This window comes from Nocardioides marmoribigeumensis, from assembly GCF_031458325.1.
GTDB lineage: Bacteria > Actinomycetota > Actinomycetes > Propionibacteriales > Nocardioidaceae > Marmoricola_A > Marmoricola_A marmoribigeumensis.
Genome location: NZ_JAVDYG010000001.1, coordinates 3943617 through 3964610, shown reverse-complemented (window position 1 = coordinate 3964610; position 20994 = coordinate 3943617). Strand labels below are relative to the sequence as shown.

Sequence of the window (20994 nt, the reverse complement as noted above, 5' to 3'; positions counted from 1 at the left end):
CCGGGTCAGCTGAAGTCGGGGCCCTTCTCCCGGCTGCGCTTGAGCTCGTAGAACCCGGGCGTGCCCGCGACCAGGACGACCCCGTCCCAGAGCCGGCCGGCGTCCTCGCCCTTGGGCGCGGGCGTCACGACGGGACCGAAGAACGCCACGTCGTCGACCGCGATCACCGGCGTGCCGACGTCCTCGCCCACCAGCGAGATGCCCCGCTTGTGGGACTGGCGCAGCGCGTCGTCGTGCTCGTCGGAGTCCGCCGCCTCGGCGAGGGAGGCGGGCAGCCCGACCTCGGCCAGCGCCTCGGCGATCACCGCGGGGCGCTCCTCGGGGCTGTTGCGGCCGGCGACGTGGATGCGGTTGCCGAGGGCGGTGTAGAGCGGGAGGAGGACCTCGTCGCCGTGCTGCTCGGCTGCGGCGATGCACACCCGCACCGGCCCCCACGCGTGCTGGAGGAACTCGCGGTACTCCTCCGGCAGCTCCTCGCGCCCCTCGTTGAGCACGGCCAGGCTCATCACCTGGAAGCGCGGGTCGAGGTCACGGACCTTCGCCGCCTCGAGCAGCCAGCGCGACGACATCCAGGCCCAGGGGCACAGCGGGTCGAACCAGAACGTCACCTCCTGGCGGTCGGAGGTGGTCGGGGTGCTCGCGACGTGGGTGCTGGTCATGCCAGTCATATCCCCTGATTGACGTGTCAATATTCCCGTCGAGGGCCCCGGACACGCTGGATGTGGCACTTCCGACACCGGTGAAGATGCATCCCCGCACGTCGACAGGGCATGGTGGACCGAGGCCCGGGCGCGCCCCGGGCAGCACTCGACCAGCACCCGCCAGCACCCGATCAGCACCCGATCAGCACCAGTCACGTCCCGCGAGGGGCCCGAGGGAAGGACGACGCCGAGTGATCGCCGGACGCTACTCGCTCGAGTCCGAGATCGGCCGCGGAGGCATGGGCATCGTCTGGCGCGGACGGGACCAGGTCCTCGACCGCGAGGTCGCGCTCAAGCGCATCGGCTTCGCCCCCGGAGGCAGCAGCCCCGACCTCGACCGGGCAGCGCGTGAGGCACGCCTCGCTGCGGCCCTCCACCACCCTCACGTGGTCTCCGTCTTCGACCTCGCGGTCGACGACGACGAGCACTGGCTGGTGATGGAGTACGTCGAGAGCCGCAACCTCGCCCAGATCGTGCGCGACAAGGGGCCTCTCCCCCCGGACGCGGCCGCGGGGCTGCTCGCCCAGGTCGCCGACGCGCTCGCGGCGGCCCACGCTGCCGGGATCGTCCACCGCGACGTCAAGCCGTCCAACATCTTGGTGAGCACCTCGGGGGACGCCAAGATCGCCGACTTCGGCATCGCTCGCGCCAAGGCCGACGCGACGCTCACCCAGACCGGGATGGTCACCGGATCCCCCGCCTACCTCGCTCCCGAGATCGCCTCCGGCGAGCAGGCCAGCCCCGCCAGCGACGCGTGGTCGCTCGGCGCGACGCTCTACCACGCGCTGGTCGGCCGACCGCCGTACGACGTGGGCGACAACGTGGTCGGGGCGATGTACCGCATCGTCCACGAGAAGCCGCCCCGCGTCGACGCGGCCACCGCCGGATGGCTCGGCCCCGTGCTCGAGGCCACCATGGCCACCGACCCGGCCGCGCGCTGGAGCCTGGCGCAGGTGCGCGACGTGCTCCGCGGCGGCCCCGGCGCACCGATGCCGCCCGTGCCCGTCGGGCCGACGCGCACCCTCGAGACCGAGACCGACGCCGAGGACCACGACGGCACCGCGGTCCTGGCCGCCGGGGCCGCGGGGAGCGCCGGCGAGCCCCGGACCGAGCAGGCGCCCCGGGGCTCCGCTCCGCCCGCCGTCCCGCCGATCGCCCCGGAGCCGCGCCCGAGCGGCAGGCGCGGGCGTCCGGGCGGGTCCGGACGGTCCCGTCGGGTGGGTGCCTGGGTGCTGGCCGCCGTCGTGCTGGTCGCCGTCCTCGTGCTCGGCATCGCGATCCTCAACGGTGGGGACGACTCCCCCCAGGCCGGCAAGCCGGCCCGCGACGAGTCCCCCTCGGCCTCGGACTCCACGAAGCCGTCGCCCTCCGACCAGCAGTCGGCGCAGGCGGGAGCCAGCGCGGCCGACATGCGGTCCTTCGTCGAGGACTACCTCTCCACCGTCACCTCCGACCGCAGGTCGGCGTGGAAGATGCTCACGCCCGAGTTCCAGCGGCAGAGTGGCGGCTACGGCTCCTACTCGGGGTTCTGGGGGACCATCGAGTCCGCCACCCCCGGCGACATCAGCGCGGACCCGGACCGGATGCTGGTCTCCTACGGGGTGACCTACACCAAGAAGGACGGCAGCACGGTCTCGGACTCGGTCACGCTGCAGCTGCGCCAGGAGGGCGACACCCTCCTCATCGCCGGAGAGAGTTGAGGAGAGGACCGACATGGCCACGCTGGACGACAGGCTGCAGCACGTCTACGACAAGGTGATCCGTCGCAACCCCGGTGAGGCCGAGTTCCACCAGGCCGTCCACGAGGTGCTCGACACCCTGGCGCCCGTCGCGGCCAAGCACCCGCACTACGCCGACGCGGCGATCATCCCCCGGCTCTGCGAGCCGGAGCGGCAGATCATCTTCCGGGTGCCCTGGGTCGACGACCGCGGCGAGGTCCAGATCAACCGAGGCTTCCGCGTGGAGTTCAACTCCGCGCTGGGTCCCTACAAGGGCGGTCTGCGGTTCCACCCCTCGGTCTACCTCGGCATCGTGAAGTTCCTGGGCTTCGAGCAGATCTTCAAGAACGCCCTGACCGGCCTGCCGATCGGCGGGGCCAAGGGCGGCTCGGACTTCGACCCCAAGGGCCGCAGCGAGGGCGAGGTGATGCGCTTCTGCCAGTCCTTCATGACCGAGCTCTACCGCCACGTCGGCGAGTACACCGACATCCCGGCCGGCGACATCGGCGTGGGCGGCCGCGAGATCGGCTACCTCTTCGGGCAGTACAAGCGCATCACCAACCGCTACGAGTCCGGCGTCTTCACCGGCAAGGGCCTGACCTGGGGCGGGTCGCAGGTCCGCACCGAGGCCACCGGCTACGGCACGGTGTTCTTCGTGCAGGAGATGCTGCGCAGCCGCGGCGAGGAGCTGGACGGCAAGCGGGTCGTCGTCTCGGGCTCGGGCAACGTGGCGATCTACGCCATCGAGAAGCTCGAGAGCCTCGGCGCGACCGTCGTGGCGTGCTCGGACTCCGGTGGCTACGTCGTGGACGAGAAGGGCATCGACCTCGACCTGCTCAAGGAGGTCAAGCTCGGCCGCCGCGAGCGTCTCGCGGCGTACGCCGAGGCCCGCGCCGACGCGGACCACGTCACCGGCGGGTCGATCTGGGACGTGCCGTGCGACGTCGCGCTGCCGTGCGCCACCCAGAACGAGCTGTCGGGCCGCGACGCCGAGGTGCTGGTCCGCAACGGGTGCACGCTGGTGGCCGAAGGCGCCAACATGCCGTGCAGCCCCGAGGCCGTGAAGGTCCTGACCGAGGCCGACGTCGCCTTCGCCCCCGGCAAGGCGGCCAACGCCGGCGGCGTCGCCACCAGCGCGCTCGAGATGCAGCAGAACGCCTCGCGCGACTCGTGGTCCTTCGACTACACCGAGCAGCGGCTGGCCGAGATCATGGCCAACATCCACCAGCGCTGCCTGGAGACCGCCGACGAGTACGGACTGCCGGGCAACTACTCCGCCGGGGCCAACATCGCCGGCTTCATCCAGGTCGCCGACGCGATGCTCGCCCTGGGCGTCATCTAGGCCGGTCGCGCTCGGGGTCCGCGGCGCGAGAGGGACGCCGACCCGCGCGCGGGGCCGGCTCCTCGCTGCGCAGCTTGTGCGCGACGCCGATGACCGGGTTGGACATCATCTCCAGCGCCTGCACGATCGCGGAGTGGCTCGCTGCGGCGCTCTCGACCACCTCGGCCATCTGGCGCTGGAGGACCGCGAAGGCCGCCATCGTCTCGGCCAGCTGGCGCTGGCTGTCGAGGAAGATCTCCAGCGGCTTGGCCGTGGAGCCCGCGAGGTCGCCCATCGCCGACGCCATCGCCGAGACCTGCGCGAGGACCTCCTCGGGACGGGTCACGCCCGCCTTGCCCATCTCGACCACCGTCGACATCGTCTCGGCGAACAGGCCCACCGCCGCGCGCTGGGACCGCGCGATCATCTCCCACGGGTTCTCCGGCATGGACCCAGGATGCCCCAGACGCCGACCGCGCCGGGGCGACTCGCGGCTCACCCCGGAGCAAGGGTCCTGGCGGCCAGTGCGAGCATGGCCCTCATGCCCGGAACCAACCTGACTCGTGACGAGGCCGCGACCCGGTCCGATCTGATCACCGTCGACTCCTACGACGTCACCCTCGACCTCACCACCGGCAACACGACCTTCGCCTCGACCACCGTGGTGAGGTTCTCGTGCCGACGGCCGGGCACCTCCACCTTCGCCGACCTGGTCGGCGCCACCGTCCACTCGATCGACCTCAACGGCCGCCCGCTGGACCCCGCCGACGTCTACGCCGACAGCCGCATCGCGCTGGACGACCTGGCCGAGGACAACGTCCTGACCGTGGTGGCCGACTGCCGCTACAGCCGCGTCGGCGAGGGCCTGCACCGGTTCGTCGACCCCGCCGACGACCGGGTCTACACCTACACCCAGTTCGAGGTCCCGGACGCCCGGCGCGTCTACACCACCTTCGAGCAGCCCGACCTCAAGTCGGTGTTCACCTTCACGGTCACCGCCCCCGCCGACTGGGTCGTGGTGTCCAACGCCGCGACGCCCGAGCCCGAGCCGGCCGAGGACGGGGCCGCCGTCTGGCGCTTCCCGCAGACCGAGCGGATGTCGACGTACATCACCGCGATCGTGGCGGGCGAGTACCACGCGACGTACGACGTCTACGAGGGCCCGCACGGCAAGATCCCGCTGGGCCACCTGTGCCGGCAGTCGATGAAGGACCACCTCGACGTCGACGAGCTGCTCACGATCACCAAGCAGGGCTTCGAGTTCTTCGAGAAGGCCTTCGAGTTCCCCTACCCGTTCGGGAAGTACGACCAGGCCTACGTGCCGGAGTACAACATGGGCGCGATGGAGAACGCCGGCTGCGTGACGCTGCGCGACGACTACCTCCCCCGCTCCCGCCAGACCGCCGCGTTCTACGACCAGCGCGCCAACACCGTGCTGCACGAGATGGCGCACATGTGGTTCGGCGACCTCGTCACGATGCGCTGGTGGGACGACCTGTGGCTCAACGAGTCGTTCGCCGAGTGGGCCGCGCACCACAGCGCGACGCGCGCCACGAAGTACACCGAGGCCTGGACCGGCTTCACCAACGCGCGCAAGAACTGGGCCTACCGCCAGGACCAGCTGCCGACCACGCACCCCGTCGCCGCCGACAACCACGACCTCGAGGCGGTCGAGGTCAACTTCGACGGCATCACCTACGCCAAGGGCGCCTCCGTCCTCAAGCAGCTCGTCGCCTGGGTGGGCGAGGCGGAGTTCCTGCAGGGCCTCCGCAGCTACTTCCAGCAGCACGCCTTCGGCAACTCCGAGTTCACCGACCTGCTCTCCGCGCTCGAGTCCTCCTCCGGGCGCGAGCTGTCCGGCTGGGCCCACGAGTGGCTCAGGACCAGCGGGGTCAACACCCTGGCCCCCGAGTTCGACGTCGACGCCTCCGGGCGGTTCACCACGTTCGCGGTGCGGCAGACCTCCACGGTCGAGCACCCCGAGCTGCGCCGCCACCGCATCGGGATCGGGCTCTACGACCTGCGCGACGGCCACCTCGTGCGCCGCAGCCACACCGAGACCGACGTCGCCGGCTCGCTGTCCGACGTACCCGACCTCGTGGGGCAGGAACGGCCCGACCTGCTGCTGCTCAACGACGGCGACCTGACCTACGCCAAGATCCGCCTCGACGAGCGCTCGCTCGAGACCTTGGTCGAGCACATCGACGAGCTCGACGACTCGCTCGCCCGGGCGCTGTGCTGGGGCGCGGCGTGGGACATGACCCGCGACGCCGAGATGGCGGCGCGCGACTTCGCCGCCCTCGTGCTGCGCGGCGTGGCGTCCGAGACCGACCTCGTGGCGGTCGGCGCGCTGCTGCGCTACGCCACCCAGGCCGTCGACCAGTACACCGCTCCCGCCACGCGCGCGGAGATCCGTGAGGCGTGGGAGCGCGGGCTGCGGCGCCTGGTCGAGGAGGCCGCACCAGGAAGCGACCACCAGCTCGCCCTCGTCCGCTCGCTGGCGGGCAACGCCCGGGCCGAGGAGTCGCTGGACCGCGTCCAGGGGCTCTACGACAACAGCGCCCCGCTCGAGGGCCTCGAGGTGAGCACCGACCTGCGCTGGGTGCTCCTCACCTCGCTCGCCGCCGGTGGCCGCGCCAACGACACGATGATCGACGCGATGCTCGAGCAGGACCGCACGATCTCCGGCAAGGAGCGCGCCGCGGCCGCCCGCGCCGTCCAGCCCACCGCCGAGGCCAAGAGCCGCGCGTGGCACGACGCGGTCGAGCGGGACGACGTGCCCAACGAGACCCAGCGCTCGATCGCGGGCGCGTTCCAGGTGGCCGGGCAGGAGGACGTGCTCGAACCCTTCCAGGCGCGCTACCTCGAGATGGCCGAGACCGTCTGGGAGCGCAAGGGCAGCAACGGCGCCCAGGTGATGCTCACCCTGCTGTTCCCCCGCACCGCCCCCGACCCTGAGCTGCTGGAGCGGGTCGAGGCCTGGATCGCCGGCACCCACGCCAACCCGGGCTCCGTGCGCTACGTCCGCGAGGGGGCGGACGACCTGCGCCGGGCGCTGGCCAACCAGGCCCGCGACGCCGAGCTCGACTGAGGGTGCGGTTTCACTAGGTACCTAGTGATCTTGTCGCTTCCCGAGCGAAGTTTCGCTCGGGGAGTGTCAGTGTCACTAGGTACCTAGTGAAACTGACTCAGCCGTGCAGCGAGTTGGGCTTCCGGGCGTACGACGCGAGCTGGTTGATCCCGCGCACGAGGCCGTCGACGAGCCGCCCCTCGGCCAGGTCGGCCTGCATCTGGGCGACCGCGAGGTCGACCTCCACGTCGGTCAGGTTGCGCCGCACCTCGGACCCGGTGACCACCTCGAGGGCGTGGCCCATCGGGTCGACCAGGATCAGCACCGAGCAGTCGGGCTTGACCAGCGTGGCGTGCAGCCGCGTGGCGTAGGCGCGGGGCTCGCCGGTCGAGCGGCCGACGTACACCGAGAACTCGAAGCGGCAGGTCGTCTCGGCGTCGCGGATCGCCTTGTCGATCGCGGCGCGCTGCGAGCTGTTGAAACCGTCACCACCGGGCACTTGCGCCTCCGGTCCCCTGGGGCTCGTCGGCCTCGTGGTCCACACCGGTGCGGGGCCCGCCGAACCACTCCGACTTCTCGGAGAAGGTGAGGGTGCCCTCGCCCCTGCTGCCGCGGATCATCGACGGCAGGTAGGTCAGCAGCGCGATGACCGCGATGATCCCGACCACCCAGCCACCCAGGGTGAGCAGCGCCTGGGCCAGACCCGGGTTGTCGGGGTCGGTCCAGGTGGCCGGCGGGGCGGCCCAGGCCGGGGTCGCGACGAGCGAGCTCGCGAGGACCGCCGCGGCGAGGAGCGCCGTGCGGGACAGGCGCGCAGGGCGGCGGCGGGGCGTCGTACGGTCGGTCATGCGGGTCCCATCACGTCCGGGGTCGGTCCTTGTCCAGCCTAGCGGCGGTGCGCGCGCCCGCCGCCCGATCCGGGCCTCGGGGGCCGAGATCTCCCTCACGCCCCCGTGACCGCGCCCCTGGGCCGGTGGGGACAATGGGACCGTGAGCGACGCCCAGACCCCTCCTGCCCCCGAGCCGTCCTTCTACGACGAGGTCGGCGGCATGGAGACGTTCGAGCGCATCGTGAACCGGTTCTACGACGGGGTCGAGACCGACGAGGTGCTCCGCCCGATGTACCCCGAGGCCGACCTGGCCGACGGCTCGGCGCGACGGCGGTTCCTGCTCTTCCTGGTGCAGTACTGGGGTGGGCCCAACACCTACTCCGAGGAGCGCGGCCACCCGCGCCTGCGCATGCGCCACGCGCCCTTCACGGTCGACGAGACCGCCCAGGAGCACTGGCTGACCCACTTCCGGGCCGCGCTCGACGAGGTCGGTCTGACCGAGGACCAGGACGCGCGCCTGTGGGGCTACGTCACCTACGCCGCGCAGTTCATGCGCAACGCCTGATCACTCGCCCCTGGCGGCGGCCGACTCGAGGACGGCTCGGTTGGGGTCCGGGATCGGCGTCGAGCGTCCGGTGCCCTGGTCGATGACGACCATCACCGTGCGCCCCCGGCTCAGCACGCGCCCGTCCTCCACGACCGCGCCCTGGATCACGAAGCTCGAGCGGCCGACCCGCTCGACCCACGTGCGCAGCGTGTAGGGCTCCGCGCGCAGCACCAGGGGCTCGCGGTAGTCCACGTCGACGCGCCCGACCACGAGGCCGAGTCCCTGCGACCCGAGCGGGCTCGGTCGCTCGCCGCCCTGGTCGTCGAAGTGCACCCCGCTCAGCCGGGTCACCAGCCCGATCCGGGCCTCCTGGAAGTACTCGAAGTAGGTCACGTTGTTCACGTGCTGGTTGGGGTCGACGTCGGAGAAACGCACGTGGACGTCGTACGTCGACGCGTGCGGCGGCACCTCGACGTCCGGCAGCAGCGGGGCGAGCCGCTCCGCCGGGTCGGGGCCGCGGTGCCTGCCGAGCAGCGCCTTCTCGGCCGGCGAGATGCGGCGCACCTGCTGGGTCGCCGGGTCGACGTGCACGAGCGCCGACCGGGCGCGGAGGTAGGTGTGGCGCTCGCCGTCGCGCTCGTCGTACACCTCGCTGTCCAGGGTGTACGACGCCGCGCGCACCTCGCTGACCTGCATCGCGACGTGCACCGGCTGGGGGCGGAAGACCAGGCTCGAGAGGTACTGCACCTCGTGCCGCGCGACGAACACCGCGGGCAGCGGGCCGACCTCGGGGCCGGCCTCGGCGGCCAGCGCGCGGAGCAGGTCGACCCGCGCCTCCTGGAGGTAGTCGACGTAGGTGACGTTGTTGACGTGGCCGAGCGTGTCCATGTCGGCCCAGCGCAGCGGGCAGGCGTACACGTGCGGCGGGAGGGGTGTCTCGTCGGTCACGGACCTCATCGTCGCAGGTCACCCTGTCGGGCTCGCAGGGCCGCTCACTAGGCTGGTGGTCCGGGCCGAGGTGGCCCGTGTCCCCGACCCGAGGAGTCACCCCATGCCCGAGGCCGTCATCGTCTCTGCCGCCCGCTCCCCCATCGGCCGCGCCAACAAGGGCTCGTTGAAGGACATGCGTCCCGACGACCTCACCGCGCAGATGGTGCAGGCGGCGCTCGACAAGGTGCCGGCGCTCGACCCCACCACGATCGACGACCTGATCCTGGGCTGCGGACTGCCGGGCGGCGAGTCCGGCAACAACATGGGCCGCATCGTCTCGGTGCTGCTCGGGCTCGACCAGGTGCCCGGCACGACGATCACGCGCTACTGCTCCTCGTCGGTGCAGACCACGCGCATGGCGTTCCACGCGATCAAGGCCGGCGAGGGCGACGTCTACGTCAGCGCCGGCGTCGAGACGGTCTCCCGCTTCGCCAAGGGCACCTCCGACCACCTGCCCGACACGCGCAACCCGAAGTTCGACGACGCCGCCGCGCGCACCAAGGAGTACGCCGAGGGCGGCAAGGACTGGCACGACCCGCGCGAGGACGGTCAGCTGCCCGACGCCTACATCGCGATGGGCCAGACCGCCGAGAACGTCGCCCGCATGCGCGGCCTCTCGCGCAAGGAGCTCGACGAGTTCGGCGTGCGCAGCCAGAACCTCGCCGAGAAGTCGATCAACGAGGGCTTCTGGGCCCGCGAGATCAGCCCGGTCACCCTGCCCGACGGCTCGACCGCCTCGACCGACGACGGCCCGCGCGCCGGCGTGACCTACGAGGCGGTCTCGCAGCTCCAGCCGGTCTTCCGCCCCGACGGCGTCGTCACCGCCGGCAACTGCTGCCCGCTCAACGACGGCGCCGCCGCGGTCGTGATCATGAGCGACACCCGGGCCGCCGAGCTCGGGCTGACCCCGCTGGCGCGCATCGTCTCCACCGGCCTGACCGGCCTGTCGCCGGAGATCATGGGTCTCGGCCCGGTCGAGGCCTCGCGCCAGGCGCTCAAGCACGCCGGCATGACGATCGACGACATCGACCTGGTCGAGATCAACGAGGCCTTCGCAGCCCAGGTCGTGCCGTCCTACCAGGATCTCGGCGTCGACCTCGACAAGCTCAACGTCAACGGTGGCGCCATCGCGATCGGCCACCCCTTCGGCATGACCGGCGCCCGCCTGCAGGCCACGATGCTCAACTCCCTGCAGAGCCACGACAAGTCCACGGGCCTTATCACCATGTGCGTGGGTGGGGGCCAGGGCATGGCCCTCATCCTCGAGCGCCTGGGCTGACGGGCTCAGTTTCACTAGGTACCTAGTGACTTTGGTACTTCCCGAGCGATGCAACGCTCGGGAAGTACCAATTCCGCCGCGGTACGCCGGCCAGTGGGCTCGGTGAGCGGCGCGCGCCCGGCCGGCGGGCACTGCTGGCGGGCACGGTCGGGCACGGTCGGGCACGGTCGGCCCCGCCGTCGTACCTCGTGTCGGGTGACACCGAGGCGGGACCCAGGGCGAGTGGCGCGCGACCCAGGATGCTCCTGCGTCACCGTTCCTCCGGCAAAACTGTCACTCCCCGAGCGTTGCAACGCTCGGGGAGTGAGAAATTCACTAGGTACCTAGTGAAACTGGACCCGATCAGTCGCGGGTGAGGCGGCGGTGGGTGACGCGGTGGGGGCGGGCGGCGTCGGGGCCGAGCCGCTCGACCTTGTTGGCCTCGTAGGCGGCGAAGTTGCCCTCGAACCAGAACCACTTGCCCTCGTCCTCGTCGTCGCCCTCCCAGGCGAGGATGTGGGTGGCGGTGCGGTCGAGGAACCAGCGGTCGTGGGAGGTGATGACCGCGCAGCCCGGGAACTCCAGGAGCGCGTCCTCCAGGGACTGCAGCGTCTCGACGTCGAGGTCGTTGGTCGGCTCGTCCAGGAGCAGCATGTTGCCGCCCATCTTGAGCGTCAGCGCCAGGTTGAGGCGGTTGCGCTCACCGCCCGACAGGACGCCGGCCTTCTTCTGCTGGTCCGGCCCCTTGAAGCCGAACGAGGCGACATAGGCACGGGAGTTCATCTCGAAGTTGGCGACCTTGATGAAGTCCAGGCCGTCGGAGACGACCTCCCAGACGTTCTTGTTGGGGTCGATGCCCCCACGGCTCTGGTCGACGTAGGAGATCTTCACCGTCTGACCCACGCGCAGCTCGCCGCCGTCGGGCTTCTCCTCGCCGGTGATCATCCGGAACAGCGTGGTCTTGCCGACGCCGTTGGGACCGATCACGCCGACGATGCCAGCCCTGGGCAGCGTGAAGGTGACGTCGTGCATGAGCACGCGGTCGTCGAAGCCCTTCTTGAGGTCGTGGGCCTCGAGGACCACGTCGCCGAGGCGGGGACCGGCCGGGATGTTGATCTCGGAGGTGTCGATCTTGCGCATCCGGTCGGCCTCGGCCGCCATCTCCTCGTAGCGCGCCAGACGCGACTTGCTCTTGGTCTGGCGGGCCTTGGCGTTGGAGCGCACCCACTCGAGCTCGCGCTCGAGCATCTTGGCGCGCTTGGCGTCCTTGGCGCCCTCGACCTTGAGGCGGTCCTTCTTGGTCTCGAGGTAGGTCGTGTAGTTGCCCTCGTAGGGGTGCGTACGGCCGCGGTCGAGCTCGAGGATCCAGCTGGCGACGTTGTCGAGGAAGTACCGGTCGTGGGTGACGGCCAGGACGGCGCCGGGGTAGGAGGCGAGGTGGCCCTCGAGCCACTGCACGGACTCGGCGTCGAGGTGGTTGGTCGGCTCGTCGAGGAGCAGCAGGTCGGGCTGCTGGAGCAGCAGCTTGCACAGCGCGACCCGGCGGCGCTCGCCACCGGACAGGTGGTCGACGATCGCGTCCGGGGGCGGGCAGCGCAGCGCGTCCATCGCCTGGTCGAGCCGGCTGTCGAGGTCCCACGCGCTCGCGTGGTCGAGGTCGGTCTGCAGGTCGCCCATCTCGGCGAGCAGCTTGTCGAAGTCGGCGTCCGGGGAGGACATCTCCTCGGAGATCGCGTTGAAGCGGTCGAGCTTGGCCTTGATGTCGCCGACCGCCTCCTCGATGTTCTCCAGGACGGTGCGGCCCTCGGTCAGCGGCGGCTCCTGCTGGAGCATGCCGACGGTCGCGCCCGGGTCGAGGATCGCGTCGCCGTTGTTGGCCTGGTCGAGACCGGCCATGATCCTCAGCAGCGACGACTTGCCGGTGCCGTTGGGTCCGACGACGCCGATCTTGGCGCCGTGGAGGAACGAGAGGGTGACGTTGTCGAGGACGACCTTGTCACCGTGGGCCTTGCGGACATTGCGCAGCGTGAAGACGTACTCAGACATGGTCCGCCCAGCCTACGGGCCGCCACCCCCTCGCCCCCAGGGCGGGGTTCAGGCGGCCGGCTCGCGCACCGCGCCGGTCGGCCCCCAGCTGGTCATGGCAGGGGCCTCGGCGGCGGTCTCGGCGACCATCGCCGCCACCTCCTGCTCGAGGTCGCCGTCGACGGTCTCGGGTCGCTGCGCCTTGCGGAACGTCGAGGTGCCCCGGCTCATGTCGTGACCCATGTAGACCGCCTCCACCTCCAGCGTGGTCACCGGCTGGCCCTTGTCGTCGGTCCAGGTGCGCGTGGAGAGGCGGCCGTGCACGATGACCGCGTCGCCGACCACGACCGAGTCGCGGACCCGCTCGGCCAGGGCGCGCCAGGCGGTCACGGTGTACCACGTGGTCTCGCCGTCGGCCCACTCGCCGTTGCGCCGCACGCGGGGCGTCACGCCGACCCGGAGGGTCGAGAGGCTCACCCCCTTGACGTCGCGGTGGCGGACCTCGCCGCCGACCCAGCCGTGCAGGGTGATGTGGGTGTCGTTCATGGGTGGCTCCTCATCGGTCGGGAACGGACAGGGCGAGCCAACCGCTCCTGACCGTCGTACGACGGACGCTGCCGCCGGCCTGTGCACGGCCCGACGCCCGGTCGCCCTGGGGACGCGAACCGGCCCGAGGACCGGTCAGCGGGCGGTGACCACCGCCAGTGCGTCGCCCACCGCGTGGTGGGCGGCGAGCTCGCGGTCGACCGGCGCCACGACGAGGTCGTCGACGACCCCGCCGATCGACTCACGCAGGCGCCGGCGCGCTCGCGCCGCACGGGACCGGGCGACCAGCCCGTTGACGAACCGGCCCACGATCCCCAGGGCCACCCCTCCCCCGGCGCCGAGGACGAGGAGCCAGGTCGGGAGGGGCAGGCCGTAGCGGACCGGAGCCGGCGGCTCGGGCACCTGGAGGTAGTCGAGGACGAACAGCGCCAGCAGCCACAGCGCACCCACGACCAGCGCGAGGGCGAGCACCACCTGGAGCAGCCGGGCGAACCGCCACCACAGCGGGGTGCGGGCGACCCCGAGGTCGGTGCCCACCACCGCGCGGTCGAGCGCGTCGTTGAGGTCCTCCAGGCGCGACGTCGAGGCCCGGCGTACGGCGGTCGCCCACGCCGGCGCGAGCCCTCCGACCACCGCGTCGGCGGCCGAGCGCACGGCGGTGTCGACGCGTGCCCGCTGCACCCGGGTGGGCTCGGGGACCGAGGCCCGACCGAGCGCGGTGAGCTGCTTGCCCTGCTCGCCCAGGTCGAGGTGGAGCCGCTTGAGGGGGTCGGGGCGCAGCCGGGAGAGCCAGGCGGTCACGGGCCAGCCGGTGTGGCGACCCCCGCGGTGCACCACGGCCCGCTCGACCGCGGAGGAGACCGTCTCGACCCCGGCGGCGTCGGCGAAGGCGTCGACCAGCTCAGCGCGCGCGGGCCGCTTGATCGCCCCCGGGGACGCGGAGCCGTGGGCGACCTGGAGGGCCGAGCCGACGCCGACCACGTCGGCGCGCAGCCGCTGGGCGGCGGCCTTCTTGTCGCGCACACGGGCCGCCACCAGCGAGCGCAGGTCCTCGATGCCCTCACCGGTGGCGGCGGACGTCGCGACGACGGGCACCTGGGGCAGCCCGTCCTCGACCAGCCGCCTGCGCAGGTCGGCGAGCACGTCGGGCCGGCGGTCGGCCGAGAGCGAGTCGACGTGGTTGAGGGTCACCACGACCACGTCGGCGTGGGTGGACAGGCGCCGCAGGTAGCGCTCGTGGACGGCGTTGTCGGCGTACTTCTGGGGGTCGAGCACCCACACCATCAGGTCCACCATGGCGACCAGCCGGTCGACCTCGAGGTGGTGCGTGACCTCGGTCGAGTCGTGGTCGGGCAGGTCGAGCAGGACCAGCCCGTCGAGCCGGTCGCTCCAGCCGGGGTCCCCGGGACGGACCAGGTGCCGCTGCGGCACCTCGAGCCACTCCCACAGCGTGGACGGGTCGTCGGCCCCCCACGCCACGCCCGTGGTCGTCGAGGTCGTCGGGCGCCGCACGCCCACGGTCGTGAGCGGGACGCCCGCGACCGCGTTGAACGTCGAGGACTTGCCGGAGCCGGTCGCACCGGCCAGCGCGACGACGGTGTGGTCGCCGGAGAGCGCGAGCCGCTCCCCCGCCCGGCGTACGACGGCCGCGGCGTCGTCCAGCAGGTCCGACGGCAGCCTGCCGCGCCCCTGCTCGGTCACGGTCCGCAGCGCGGCCACCCGGTCGGGCAGCGAGGGGCCCCGGCCCACCAGCCGGTCCACCACCCGGCTCACGGCGTGGCCCGCCCGACGCTGCGTGAGGCCTCCCACAGGGCCTCGGTGTCGGCGCCGGCGAGACCGAGCCCGTCGAGCACCTCGTCGAACCGCGCGGCCTCGGCGGCGTACAGCTCCGTGACGCGGGCGGCGAGGTCCCGTCGCGCGTGCTCGGCGAGCCGGCGGACGGCCTGGTCGCCGAACACCGCCTCGAGCAGCTTCTGTCCCAGGACGGCGCTCCCACCCGCGATGCCGGCCTCGGCGCCGGTGATGCCGGCGGTGTGGGCGAAGACCACGACCATCAGCGCGACGCTCAGCCCGTTGACGCCGAAGGCCAGGAAGCGCGCGGTCGAGCGCTTGTCGGCACCCTCGCTGCGCACCAGGTCGAGGACCCCCTGCTGCCAGTCGCGGACCGCGCGCTCGGCCGCCGCGCGGAACCCGCGGGAGGCCCGCGAGAGCTCGGGCGGCAGCAGCGCGCGCCCCGCCTCGGAGGAGCCCCACGCCCACGACGCCTGTTCGGCGGCGGACTCGGCGTGCTCGACGAGCAGCGACTCGAGCCCGCTCTCGACCGCCACCGTGACCCGCTCGGCCTGCACGGGCTTGCCGCGCACCCAGCCGCCCACCCGGTCGCGCAGCCAGCCGACGCGGGTCTCCAGGGACCGCAGCAGCTCCCCGGTGCCGACGAACTCCTGCCACCGCGCCAGGACCTCGCCGCGCAGCAGCGTGCCGTCGGCGGAGGCCTCCTCGACCTGGGTCACGGCGGCGCGGTAGGCCTGCCGCGCGTCGGACCGCAGGCGCTCGACGGTGTCGACCTGCTCGGCATGAGCGGCGGCCAGCGCCCCGGACCGTGAGGCGGCGGAGCGGATCGCCCCCTCCAGCGTCTGGCGTACGACGGCCGCGCGGGCCGCGCTGTCGGCGGCCAGCCCGTGCAGCCATTCCCGCACGGGGGCGACCGCGGCGGCGGGCAGGAGCCCGGACCCGTCGACGGGCGACTCGGTCACGGTGAACAGCGGGGACCGGGCGAGGCCGCGCTCGGCGAGCATCTGACGCAGGTGCTGGGTGACCTCGTCCTCGGCGCCCGGCGGCACGCGGTCGAGCACGACCGCCACGGCGGTGCTGCGCTCGGCGGCGGCGCGGAGGAAGTCCCACGGCACCTGGTCGGCGTAGCGGGCCGCCGAGGTGACGAACAGCCACAGGTCGGCCGCGGCGAGCAGCTGGGAGGCCAGCGTCCGGTTGCGGCTCTCGACCGAGTCGATGTCGGGGGCGTCGAGGACGGCGAGTCCCTCGTGCAGTGACTCGACCGGCACCAGCTGCAGCGCCGCCGGGTCCTGGGTCGGGGCGCTGGTCCGCGCCAGGTCGGGCAGGATGCGGCCGGCGTCGAACCACCGCGCGTCGGCGGGGTTGAAGGCGAGCACGGGCGAGCGGGTGGTCGGCCGCAGCACGCCGGGCTCGGTGACCCGGCTCCCGAGCAACGAGTTGACCAGCGTCGACTTGCCCGCACCGGTCGAGCCGCCGACGACCGCGAGCAGCGGGGCCTCGATCTGGCGCAGCCGCGGCAGGACGTAGTCCTCGAGCTGGTCGAGCAGCTCCTGGCGCTCGGTGCGCCGCGCGGCGGCCGAGGGCAGGTCGAGCGGCAGCGTGGCTCCGGCGAGCGCGGCGCGCAGGCGCTCGACCGCCTCGACCGCCTCCTGGTCCGAGGTCATGCGCGTCCACCGCCTTCGCTCCGCTCGGCGGCGGAGCCACGCGCCTCTGCCATCTGGGTCGCTCCGCTCACCGGAGCCATCCCGTGGCGAGGCGCAGGGCGGTGAGCCGCTGGAGCATGAGCGTCCCCCGCTCGAGGGAGCCGGCCGGAGCCGTGCCCCGCATGACCCGGTTGTGGAGCGTGGCGAGCTCGACGGCCTGCTGCTGGTACTCCCGCACCAGCCGTCCCGCCTCGGGTCCCCCGTGCGCCGCTGCCTGGCGCCGGGCTCCACGGCGGGCCCGCAGGGAGACCAGGGCCGGCAGCTCGGCCGGGCTGAGGTAGCCGTAGCGCGTCAGGTCGTGCATCGCCCGCGCCAGCAGGCGGCCCTCGCGCGCCCGGCCCCACAGCGCGAGCGACACCATCGCCAGGAAGCCGGGCACCATCGCGAAGACGTAGGTGAGCAGGAAGTACTGCCCGCCGCCGAGGAACGCCGAGCCGTTCCACCAGGCGTGCATCACCACGGCAGCGAGGTAGCCGCCGACCGGTGCGGCGAGCCGCAGCAGGCCGCTGCGGCTGGTCACCGCGACCGCGACGCCCAGCGCGGTCGCGGAGGTGAAGAGCGGGTGCGCGAACGGGCTGAGGACGCCGCGCAGCACGAACAGCGAGGTGGCCGAGGCGATGCCGCCCGGACCGAAGTCGGGACCACCGGTGTAGGCGCCGGCGAAGTAGAGGATGTTCTCGGTGAACGCGAACCCGACGCCCACCAGGCCGGCGTAGACGAGGGCGTCCACCAGCCCGTCGATCACGTGTCGGCGCAGCCACAGCATGAGCAGCACGAAGAACCCCTTGGCGGCCTCCTCGGTGAGCGGCGCCATCACGATCGCGGAGAACTGCTCGCCCGAGCTGTTGACCATCTGCTCGACGGCCTGCAGGACGAGCGCGGCGCCGGTCGCCACGAGGGCGCCCCACGCGAAGGCCAGCACCAGCAGGCGGGTGGGCTCGGGCTCGTAGCGGTCGAGCCAGAAGTACGCCGCCACCAGCGGCCCGACGGGCAGGGTCGCCAGCACGATGCCGATCCCGATGGCCCGGGGCTCACCGCTCGCGACGAGCACGAACCCCATCACCAGCGCCCCGAGCAGCAGCGCGACCGACACGACGACGGCGAACAGGGCGCCGCGGGGACCGTACTTGCGCACCGCCGGCGGGATCGCAGGTCGCGCGGGCGGGCCGGCGTACGTCCGCCCGGCGGGTCCGTAGGCCTGGCTCATGCCTGGGAGCGTATCCAGCACCTCTGCCCTCCAACCCGCTCCGTGAGGAGGGCGCGGCGGCGCTCACCTGCCGGATTGGTGCACGTGCACCATGCGCCGCACCGGCTCCGGCGCCCACGGTGACGGCATGACGACCACTTCCTCCACCACCGCCGACCTCCGGCCGGCCGCTCCCGGGTCGGGACCACCGCTGTCGGCGGCCGCCCGGGTCGGCGCGGGCCTCTGCCTGGTCCTGGCCGCCCTGACCAACGGCCTCGCGCAGTACGCCGGGGAGCTCCTCGTCCCCGAGCTGGACGACTTCAGCGCTCAGATCGTCTGGGGCGCCGACCACCGGGCGGTCCACGTGACCGAGCAGACGCTGCTCCTGCTGAGCCTCGGGGTGCTGCCCCTCGGGCTGCTCGGCCTGGCCCATCTCACCCGCTTCGCCGCACCGCGCCTGAGCGCCGTCGCCGTGCTGCTGGTGCTGTGGGGGATGTGGGGGTTCCACAACGTGGTCGCCCTCGGCTACGCGGCCGGCACCGTCGGCCCGGACGCGATCGGCACCGGGTCCGCGGTCGCGCTCAACGAGGCCTACCTCGAGCACACCGGGACGATGCTGACCGCCCTGCTGCCGCACCTGCTCGGGTCCTTCCTCGGGCTGCTCGTCCTGGTGGCGGCCGGGCTCCGCGGCCGGTCGCTGCCGCGCGTCCCGCTGGTCCTGCTCGCGACGTTCCTGGTGTGGGACTTCCTCCTCCCGTCGTACGGCGTGCTCGAGCCGCACCTGCTCCTGGCCGTCTCCCTCGCGTGGCTGGGGGTCCACGTGCTGCGGCTGCCGCAGGCCTCCTGGGTGGCCGGCCCGAGCACCCGCCGGGACGGGAGACAGGTCGACCAGGACGCCTGATACTGGTCGCGTGCGCTCCGTCCGCCTCCCGGTCGCGGCCGCCACGGCGGCTGTCGTGCTGGTGCTGTCCGCGCTCCTGGTCGCGGTCGCGCTGAGCCAGGAATCCGCGCTGTGGAAGCTGGTGCTGGTCTCGGTCGCGCTCGCGGTGCCCGGCGCCCTCTGCGCCGGCCTGCAACCGCGCAACCCGGTGGGCTGGCTGCTGCAGACCGTCGCGCTGCTCTTCGTCGCGATGAGCCTGGCCACCCAGCTGCTGGAGGCCGGGCACGGCGATGCGTGGGCGGCCTGGCTGGCCGACCGCGCCGGGGCCCTCGTCGTGCCACTCACGCTGCTCACCCTCGTCCTGCTGCCGGACGGGCGCCTGCCCTCCGCGCGCTGGCGCCTCGTCGTCGCGGTCGTGGTGGCCGCCCAGGTCGCGGTGGTCGGGGCGTGGAGCCTGGTCTCCGGCACCTCGGACTCCTCGAACGAGCCCAACCCGCTGGGCCTGCTGCCCGTCGGCTGGGCCGGCCGCGTGGACGCCCTCGGGGACTGGGTGCTGCAGGCCCCGCTCCTGCTGGTGCCCGTCGCCGTGGCGCTGCGGGCCCGGCGGCGCGAGGACCGCGGGCGGCTCGCGCCGGTGCTCTGGGCCGCGGCCGGCTTCGCCACGCTCTCGGTGGGCGGCCGCCTGGTCTGGGCGCGGGGTGCCGATGCCCTGGACGTCCTCGGGGCCCTGCTGCTGGCGGGCGGCCTGACCGCCACCGTGCTGCCGAGGAGCACGACCCCGGCGACGGTGCCCCAGCCGGCAGCGGCGCCGCCGGTCGTCCCGGAGCTCTCGGCCCGCGAGCGCGAGGTCCTCGCGCTCGTCGCCGAGGGGCTGACCAACCGCGAGATCGCCGAGCGCCTGGTGATCTCGCCGGTGACCGCGCGCAACCACGTCAGCCGCATCCTCACCAAGCTCGACCTGGACAACCGCACCCAGGCGGCGACGTGGCTCGCCCGATCTAGAGTGGAGGGATGAGCGAGGAGCAGCAGGACCAGACGCCCGGCACCGAGTCCCACGACCTCCCCGTCGCACCGGCCTATGCCGACTTCATGCGCACGGGCTGGGGCGACCGCGAGCTGGACCTGCCCCGCCACCCGGTCGCCGACCACGCCGCGCGCCGACGCTCCGCGCTGGCCGACCTGCTGCCCGACGAGCGCCTGGTCATCCCGGCGGGCACCTACAAGCAGCGGTCCAACGACACCGACTTCCGCTTCCGGCCGCACACCGCGCACACCCACCTGACCGGCAACCAGACCAGCGACGCCGTCCTCGTGCTGACCGCGGGCGAGGCGGTGCTCTACGCGCGGCCGCGCTCCTCGCGCGACACCGACGAGTTCTTCCGCGACCGGGTGTACGGCGAGCTGTGGGCCGGGCGGCGCCCCTCCCTGGGCGAGATCTCGGACTCCCTCGGGCTCGAGTGCCGTCACATCGACCGCCTCGAGGACGACCTGCGCGGCGACGCCAAGACCCGGGTGCTGCGCGGGGTGGACGCCCGGGTCGACGCGCTGGTCCCCGGCGACGAGGGCCGCGACGCCGAGCTCGACCGTGTCCTGTCCGAGCTGCGCCTGGTCAAGGACGAGTGGGAGGTCGAGCGGCTCCAGGAGGCCTGCGACATCACCACCCTCGGGTTCGAGGACGCGGTGCGCGAGTGGGACAACGCGCTGCGGCACGGCGAGCGCTGGATCGAGGGCACGTTCTTCCGCCGGGCGCGCGCGATGGGCAACGACATCGGCTACGACTCGATCGTCGGCGGCGGTCGTCACGCGACGACGCTGCACTGGATCGACAACACCGGCCCGATCACGCCCGGCACGCTGGTGCTGCTCGACATGGGCGTCGAGGCCACCAGCCTCCACACCGCCGACGTCACGCGCACGCTGCCGGTCGACGGTCGGTTCACCCCCCTGCAGCGCGACCTCTACGCGCTCGTCCTGCAGGCCCAGCGGGCCGGCATCGACAAGGTGCGTCCGGGCGCTCGGTTCCAGGACGCCCACGAGGCCGCGATGACCGTCCTGGCCCACGGGCTGGAGGACCTCGGGCTGCTGCCGTGCTCGGCGGAGGAGGCGCTCGCGCCCGAGAGCCAGGTCTACAAGCGCTGGACGCTGCACAGCACCAGCCACATGCTCGGCATGGACGTCCACGACTGCGGCCGCGCCGCGGCCGACGCTTCGACCCAGGGCGAGCTGGCCGAGGGCATGTGCCTGACCGTCGAGCCCGGGCTCTACTTCCAGGAGGACGACCTGCTCGTGCCGGAGGAGATGCGCGGCATCGGCATCCGCATCGAGGACGACCTCCTGGTCACCGCCGACGGTGCCCGCAACCTCTCCGAGGCACTCCCCCGCGAGCCCGACGCGATCGAGGCCTGGATGGCGTCCCTGCGCTGAGCCC

At 72.9% G+C, this 20994-nt stretch carries 18 protein-coding genes; 8 read left to right on the top strand and 10 right to left on the bottom strand.

What is annotated here, in order from left to right; all coding sequences use genetic code 11:
• Positions 1 to 5: 5 nt before the first annotated feature.
• Entirely contained in the window at positions 6 to 659 is a 654-nt protein-coding gene (locus J2S63_RS18905) for a DsbA family oxidoreductase (protein ID WP_310305598.1), read from the bottom strand.
• 233 nt (positions 660 to 892) lie between these two features.
• On the opposite strand from J2S63_RS18905, the gene J2S63_RS18900 reads away from it, so the two are divergent.
• Positions 893 to 2401, top strand: coding sequence for a serine/threonine-protein kinase (locus J2S63_RS18900; RefSeq protein WP_310305596.1), 1509 nt, complete (start codon positions 893 to 895; stop codon positions 2399 to 2401).
• A 22-nt stretch (positions 2402 to 2423) separates the two neighbouring features.
• A complete protein-coding gene (gene gdhA / locus J2S63_RS18895; RefSeq protein ID WP_310306744.1) occupies positions 2424 to 3761 on the top strand; it encodes an NADP-specific glutamate dehydrogenase in 1338 nt (445 codons plus the stop codon).
• Here the strand turns inward: gdhA and J2S63_RS18890 are convergent.
• Positions 3754 to 4188: a hypothetical protein gene (locus J2S63_RS18890; RefSeq protein WP_310305592.1), complete on the bottom strand. Its 435-nt coding sequence runs from the start codon at positions 4186 to 4188 to the stop codon at positions 3754 to 3756. The genes gdhA and J2S63_RS18890 overlap by 8 nt on opposite strands.
• A 93-nt stretch (positions 4189 to 4281) precedes the next feature.
• Between J2S63_RS18890 and pepN the strand changes: the two genes are divergently transcribed.
• Positions 4282 to 6831 carry an aminopeptidase N gene (gene pepN / locus J2S63_RS18885; RefSeq protein ID WP_310305589.1) on the top strand — a complete coding sequence of 850 codons (2550 nt, stop codon included), beginning with the start codon at positions 4282 to 4284 and terminating at the stop codon, positions 6829 to 6831.
• Between the two features lie 97 nt (positions 6832 to 6928).
• Here the strand turns inward: pepN and J2S63_RS18880 are convergent, their stop codons facing one another.
• Both J2S63_RS18880 and J2S63_RS18875 read right to left on the bottom strand, forming a co-directional pair.
• Entirely contained in the window at positions 6929 to 7309 is a 381-nt protein-coding gene (locus tag J2S63_RS18880) for a DUF5130 family protein (RefSeq protein ID WP_310305586.1), read from the bottom strand.
• A complete protein-coding gene (locus J2S63_RS18875) occupies positions 7296 to 7658 on the bottom strand; it encodes a hypothetical protein (RefSeq protein WP_310305583.1) in 363 nt (120 codons plus the stop codon). Before J2S63_RS18875 ends, J2S63_RS18880 begins: the two co-directional genes overlap by 14 nt.
• 142 nt (positions 7659 to 7800) lie before the next feature.
• Between J2S63_RS18875 and J2S63_RS18870 the strand changes: the two genes are divergently transcribed.
• Positions 7801 to 8205, top strand: a complete 405-nt coding sequence (locus J2S63_RS18870; protein ID WP_310305581.1) for a globin — start codon at positions 7801 to 7803, stop codon at positions 8203 to 8205.
• Here the strand turns inward: J2S63_RS18870 and J2S63_RS18865 are convergent, their stop codons facing one another.
• Positions 8206 to 9135, bottom strand: a complete 930-nt coding sequence (locus J2S63_RS18865; RefSeq protein ID WP_310305578.1) for an acyl-CoA thioesterase — start codon at positions 9133 to 9135, stop codon at positions 8206 to 8208.
• 103 nt (positions 9136 to 9238) lie between these two features.
• Here J2S63_RS18865 and J2S63_RS18860 point away from each other — a divergent pair, with 103 nt between their 5' ends.
• The gene (locus J2S63_RS18860; protein WP_310305575.1) at positions 9239 to 10456 is read left to right on the top strand and encodes an acetyl-CoA C-acetyltransferase; all 1218 of its coding nucleotides are present in this window, start codon (positions 9239 to 9241) and stop codon (positions 10454 to 10456) included.
• Between the two features lie 342 nt (positions 10457 to 10798).
• Here J2S63_RS18860 and ettA read toward each other — a convergent pair whose 3' ends face one another.
• The 5 genes from ettA to J2S63_RS18835 all read right to left on the bottom strand — a co-directional run bounded on the left by ettA (position 10799) and on the right by J2S63_RS18835 (position 17707).
• The gene (gene ettA, locus J2S63_RS18855; RefSeq protein WP_310305573.1) at positions 10799 to 12481 is read right to left on the bottom strand and encodes an energy-dependent translational throttle protein EttA; all 1683 of its coding nucleotides are present in this window, start codon (positions 12479 to 12481) and stop codon (positions 10799 to 10801) included.
• Between the two features lie 48 nt (positions 12482 to 12529).
• Entirely contained in the window at positions 12530 to 13006 is a 477-nt protein-coding gene (locus J2S63_RS18850; RefSeq protein WP_310305572.1) for a single-stranded DNA-binding protein, read from the bottom strand.
• Between the two features lie 135 nt (positions 13007 to 13141).
• Positions 13142 to 14779, bottom strand: a complete 1638-nt coding sequence (locus J2S63_RS18845; protein WP_310305569.1) for a GTPase — start codon at positions 14777 to 14779, stop codon at positions 13142 to 13144.
• Positions 14776 to 16461 (bottom strand): ABC transporter, encoded by a 1686-nt coding sequence (locus J2S63_RS18840; RefSeq protein WP_310305566.1) that lies wholly within the window; start codon positions 16459 to 16461, stop codon positions 14776 to 14778. Before J2S63_RS18840 ends, J2S63_RS18845 begins: the two co-directional genes overlap by 4 nt.
• Positions 16462 to 16528: 67 nt before the next feature.
• On the bottom strand, positions 16529 to 17707 hold the full coding sequence (locus J2S63_RS18835; protein WP_310305563.1) for a PrsW family intramembrane metalloprotease: 1179 nt from the start codon (positions 17705 to 17707) through the stop codon (positions 16529 to 16531).
• A 127-nt stretch (positions 17708 to 17834) separates the two neighbouring features.
• Between J2S63_RS18835 and J2S63_RS18830 the strand changes: the two genes are divergently transcribed.
• From J2S63_RS18830 to J2S63_RS18820, 3 genes are read left to right on the top strand one after another with little or no spacing between them, the layout of a single operon-like run.
• On the top strand, positions 17835 to 18587 hold the full coding sequence (locus J2S63_RS18830) for a hypothetical protein (protein WP_310305559.1): 753 nt from the start codon (positions 17835 to 17837) through the stop codon (positions 18585 to 18587).
• A gap of 10 nt (positions 18588 to 18597) precedes the next feature.
• Positions 18598 to 19581 (top strand): helix-turn-helix transcriptional regulator, encoded by a 984-nt coding sequence (locus J2S63_RS18825; protein WP_310305556.1) that lies wholly within the window; start codon positions 18598 to 18600, stop codon positions 19579 to 19581.
• A complete protein-coding gene (locus J2S63_RS18820) occupies positions 19578 to 20990 on the top strand; it encodes an aminopeptidase P family protein (protein ID WP_310305554.1) in 1413 nt (470 codons plus the stop codon). Before J2S63_RS18825 ends, J2S63_RS18820 begins: the two co-directional genes overlap by 4 nt.
• Positions 20991 to 20994: the final 4 nt, after the last annotated feature.

Bases quoted from the DNA above. Each gene is read 5' to 3' on its own strand.
- J2S63_RS18905 (WP_310305598.1), bottom strand. From the start codon at position 659: ATGACCAGCACCCACGTCGCGAGCACCCCGACCACCTCCGACCGCCAG.
- J2S63_RS18890 (WP_310305592.1), bottom strand. From the start codon at position 4,188: ATGCCGGAGAACCCGTGGGAGATGATCGCGCGGTCCCAGCGCGCGGCG.
- pepN (WP_310305589.1), top strand. From the start codon at position 4,282: ATGCCCGGAACCAACCTGACTCGTGACGAGGCCGCGACCCGGTCCGAT.
- J2S63_RS18875 (WP_310305583.1), bottom strand. From the start codon at position 7,658: ATGACCGACCGTACGACGCCCCGCCGCCGCCCTGCGCGCCTGTCCCGC.
- J2S63_RS18860 (WP_310305575.1), top strand. From the start codon at position 9,239: ATGCCCGAGGCCGTCATCGTCTCTGCCGCCCGCTCCCCCATCGGCCGC.
- ettA (WP_310305573.1), bottom strand. From the start codon at position 12,481: ATGTCTGAGTACGTCTTCACGCTGCGCAATGTCCGCAAGGCCCACGGT.
- J2S63_RS18850 (WP_310305572.1), bottom strand. From the start codon at position 13,006: ATGAACGACACCCACATCACCCTGCACGGCTGGGTCGGCGGCGAGGTC.
- J2S63_RS18840 (WP_310305566.1), bottom strand. From the start codon at position 16,461: ATGACCTCGGACCAGGAGGCGGTCGAGGCGGTCGAGCGCCTGCGCGCC.
- J2S63_RS18835 (WP_310305563.1), bottom strand. From the start codon at position 17,707: ATGAGCCAGGCCTACGGACCCGCCGGGCGGACGTACGCCGGCCCGCCC.
- J2S63_RS18830 (WP_310305559.1), top strand. From the start codon at position 17,835: ATGACGACCACTTCCTCCACCACCGCCGACCTCCGGCCGGCCGCTCCC.
- J2S63_RS18820 (WP_310305554.1), top strand. From the start codon at position 19,578: ATGAGCGAGGAGCAGCAGGACCAGACGCCCGGCACCGAGTCCCACGAC.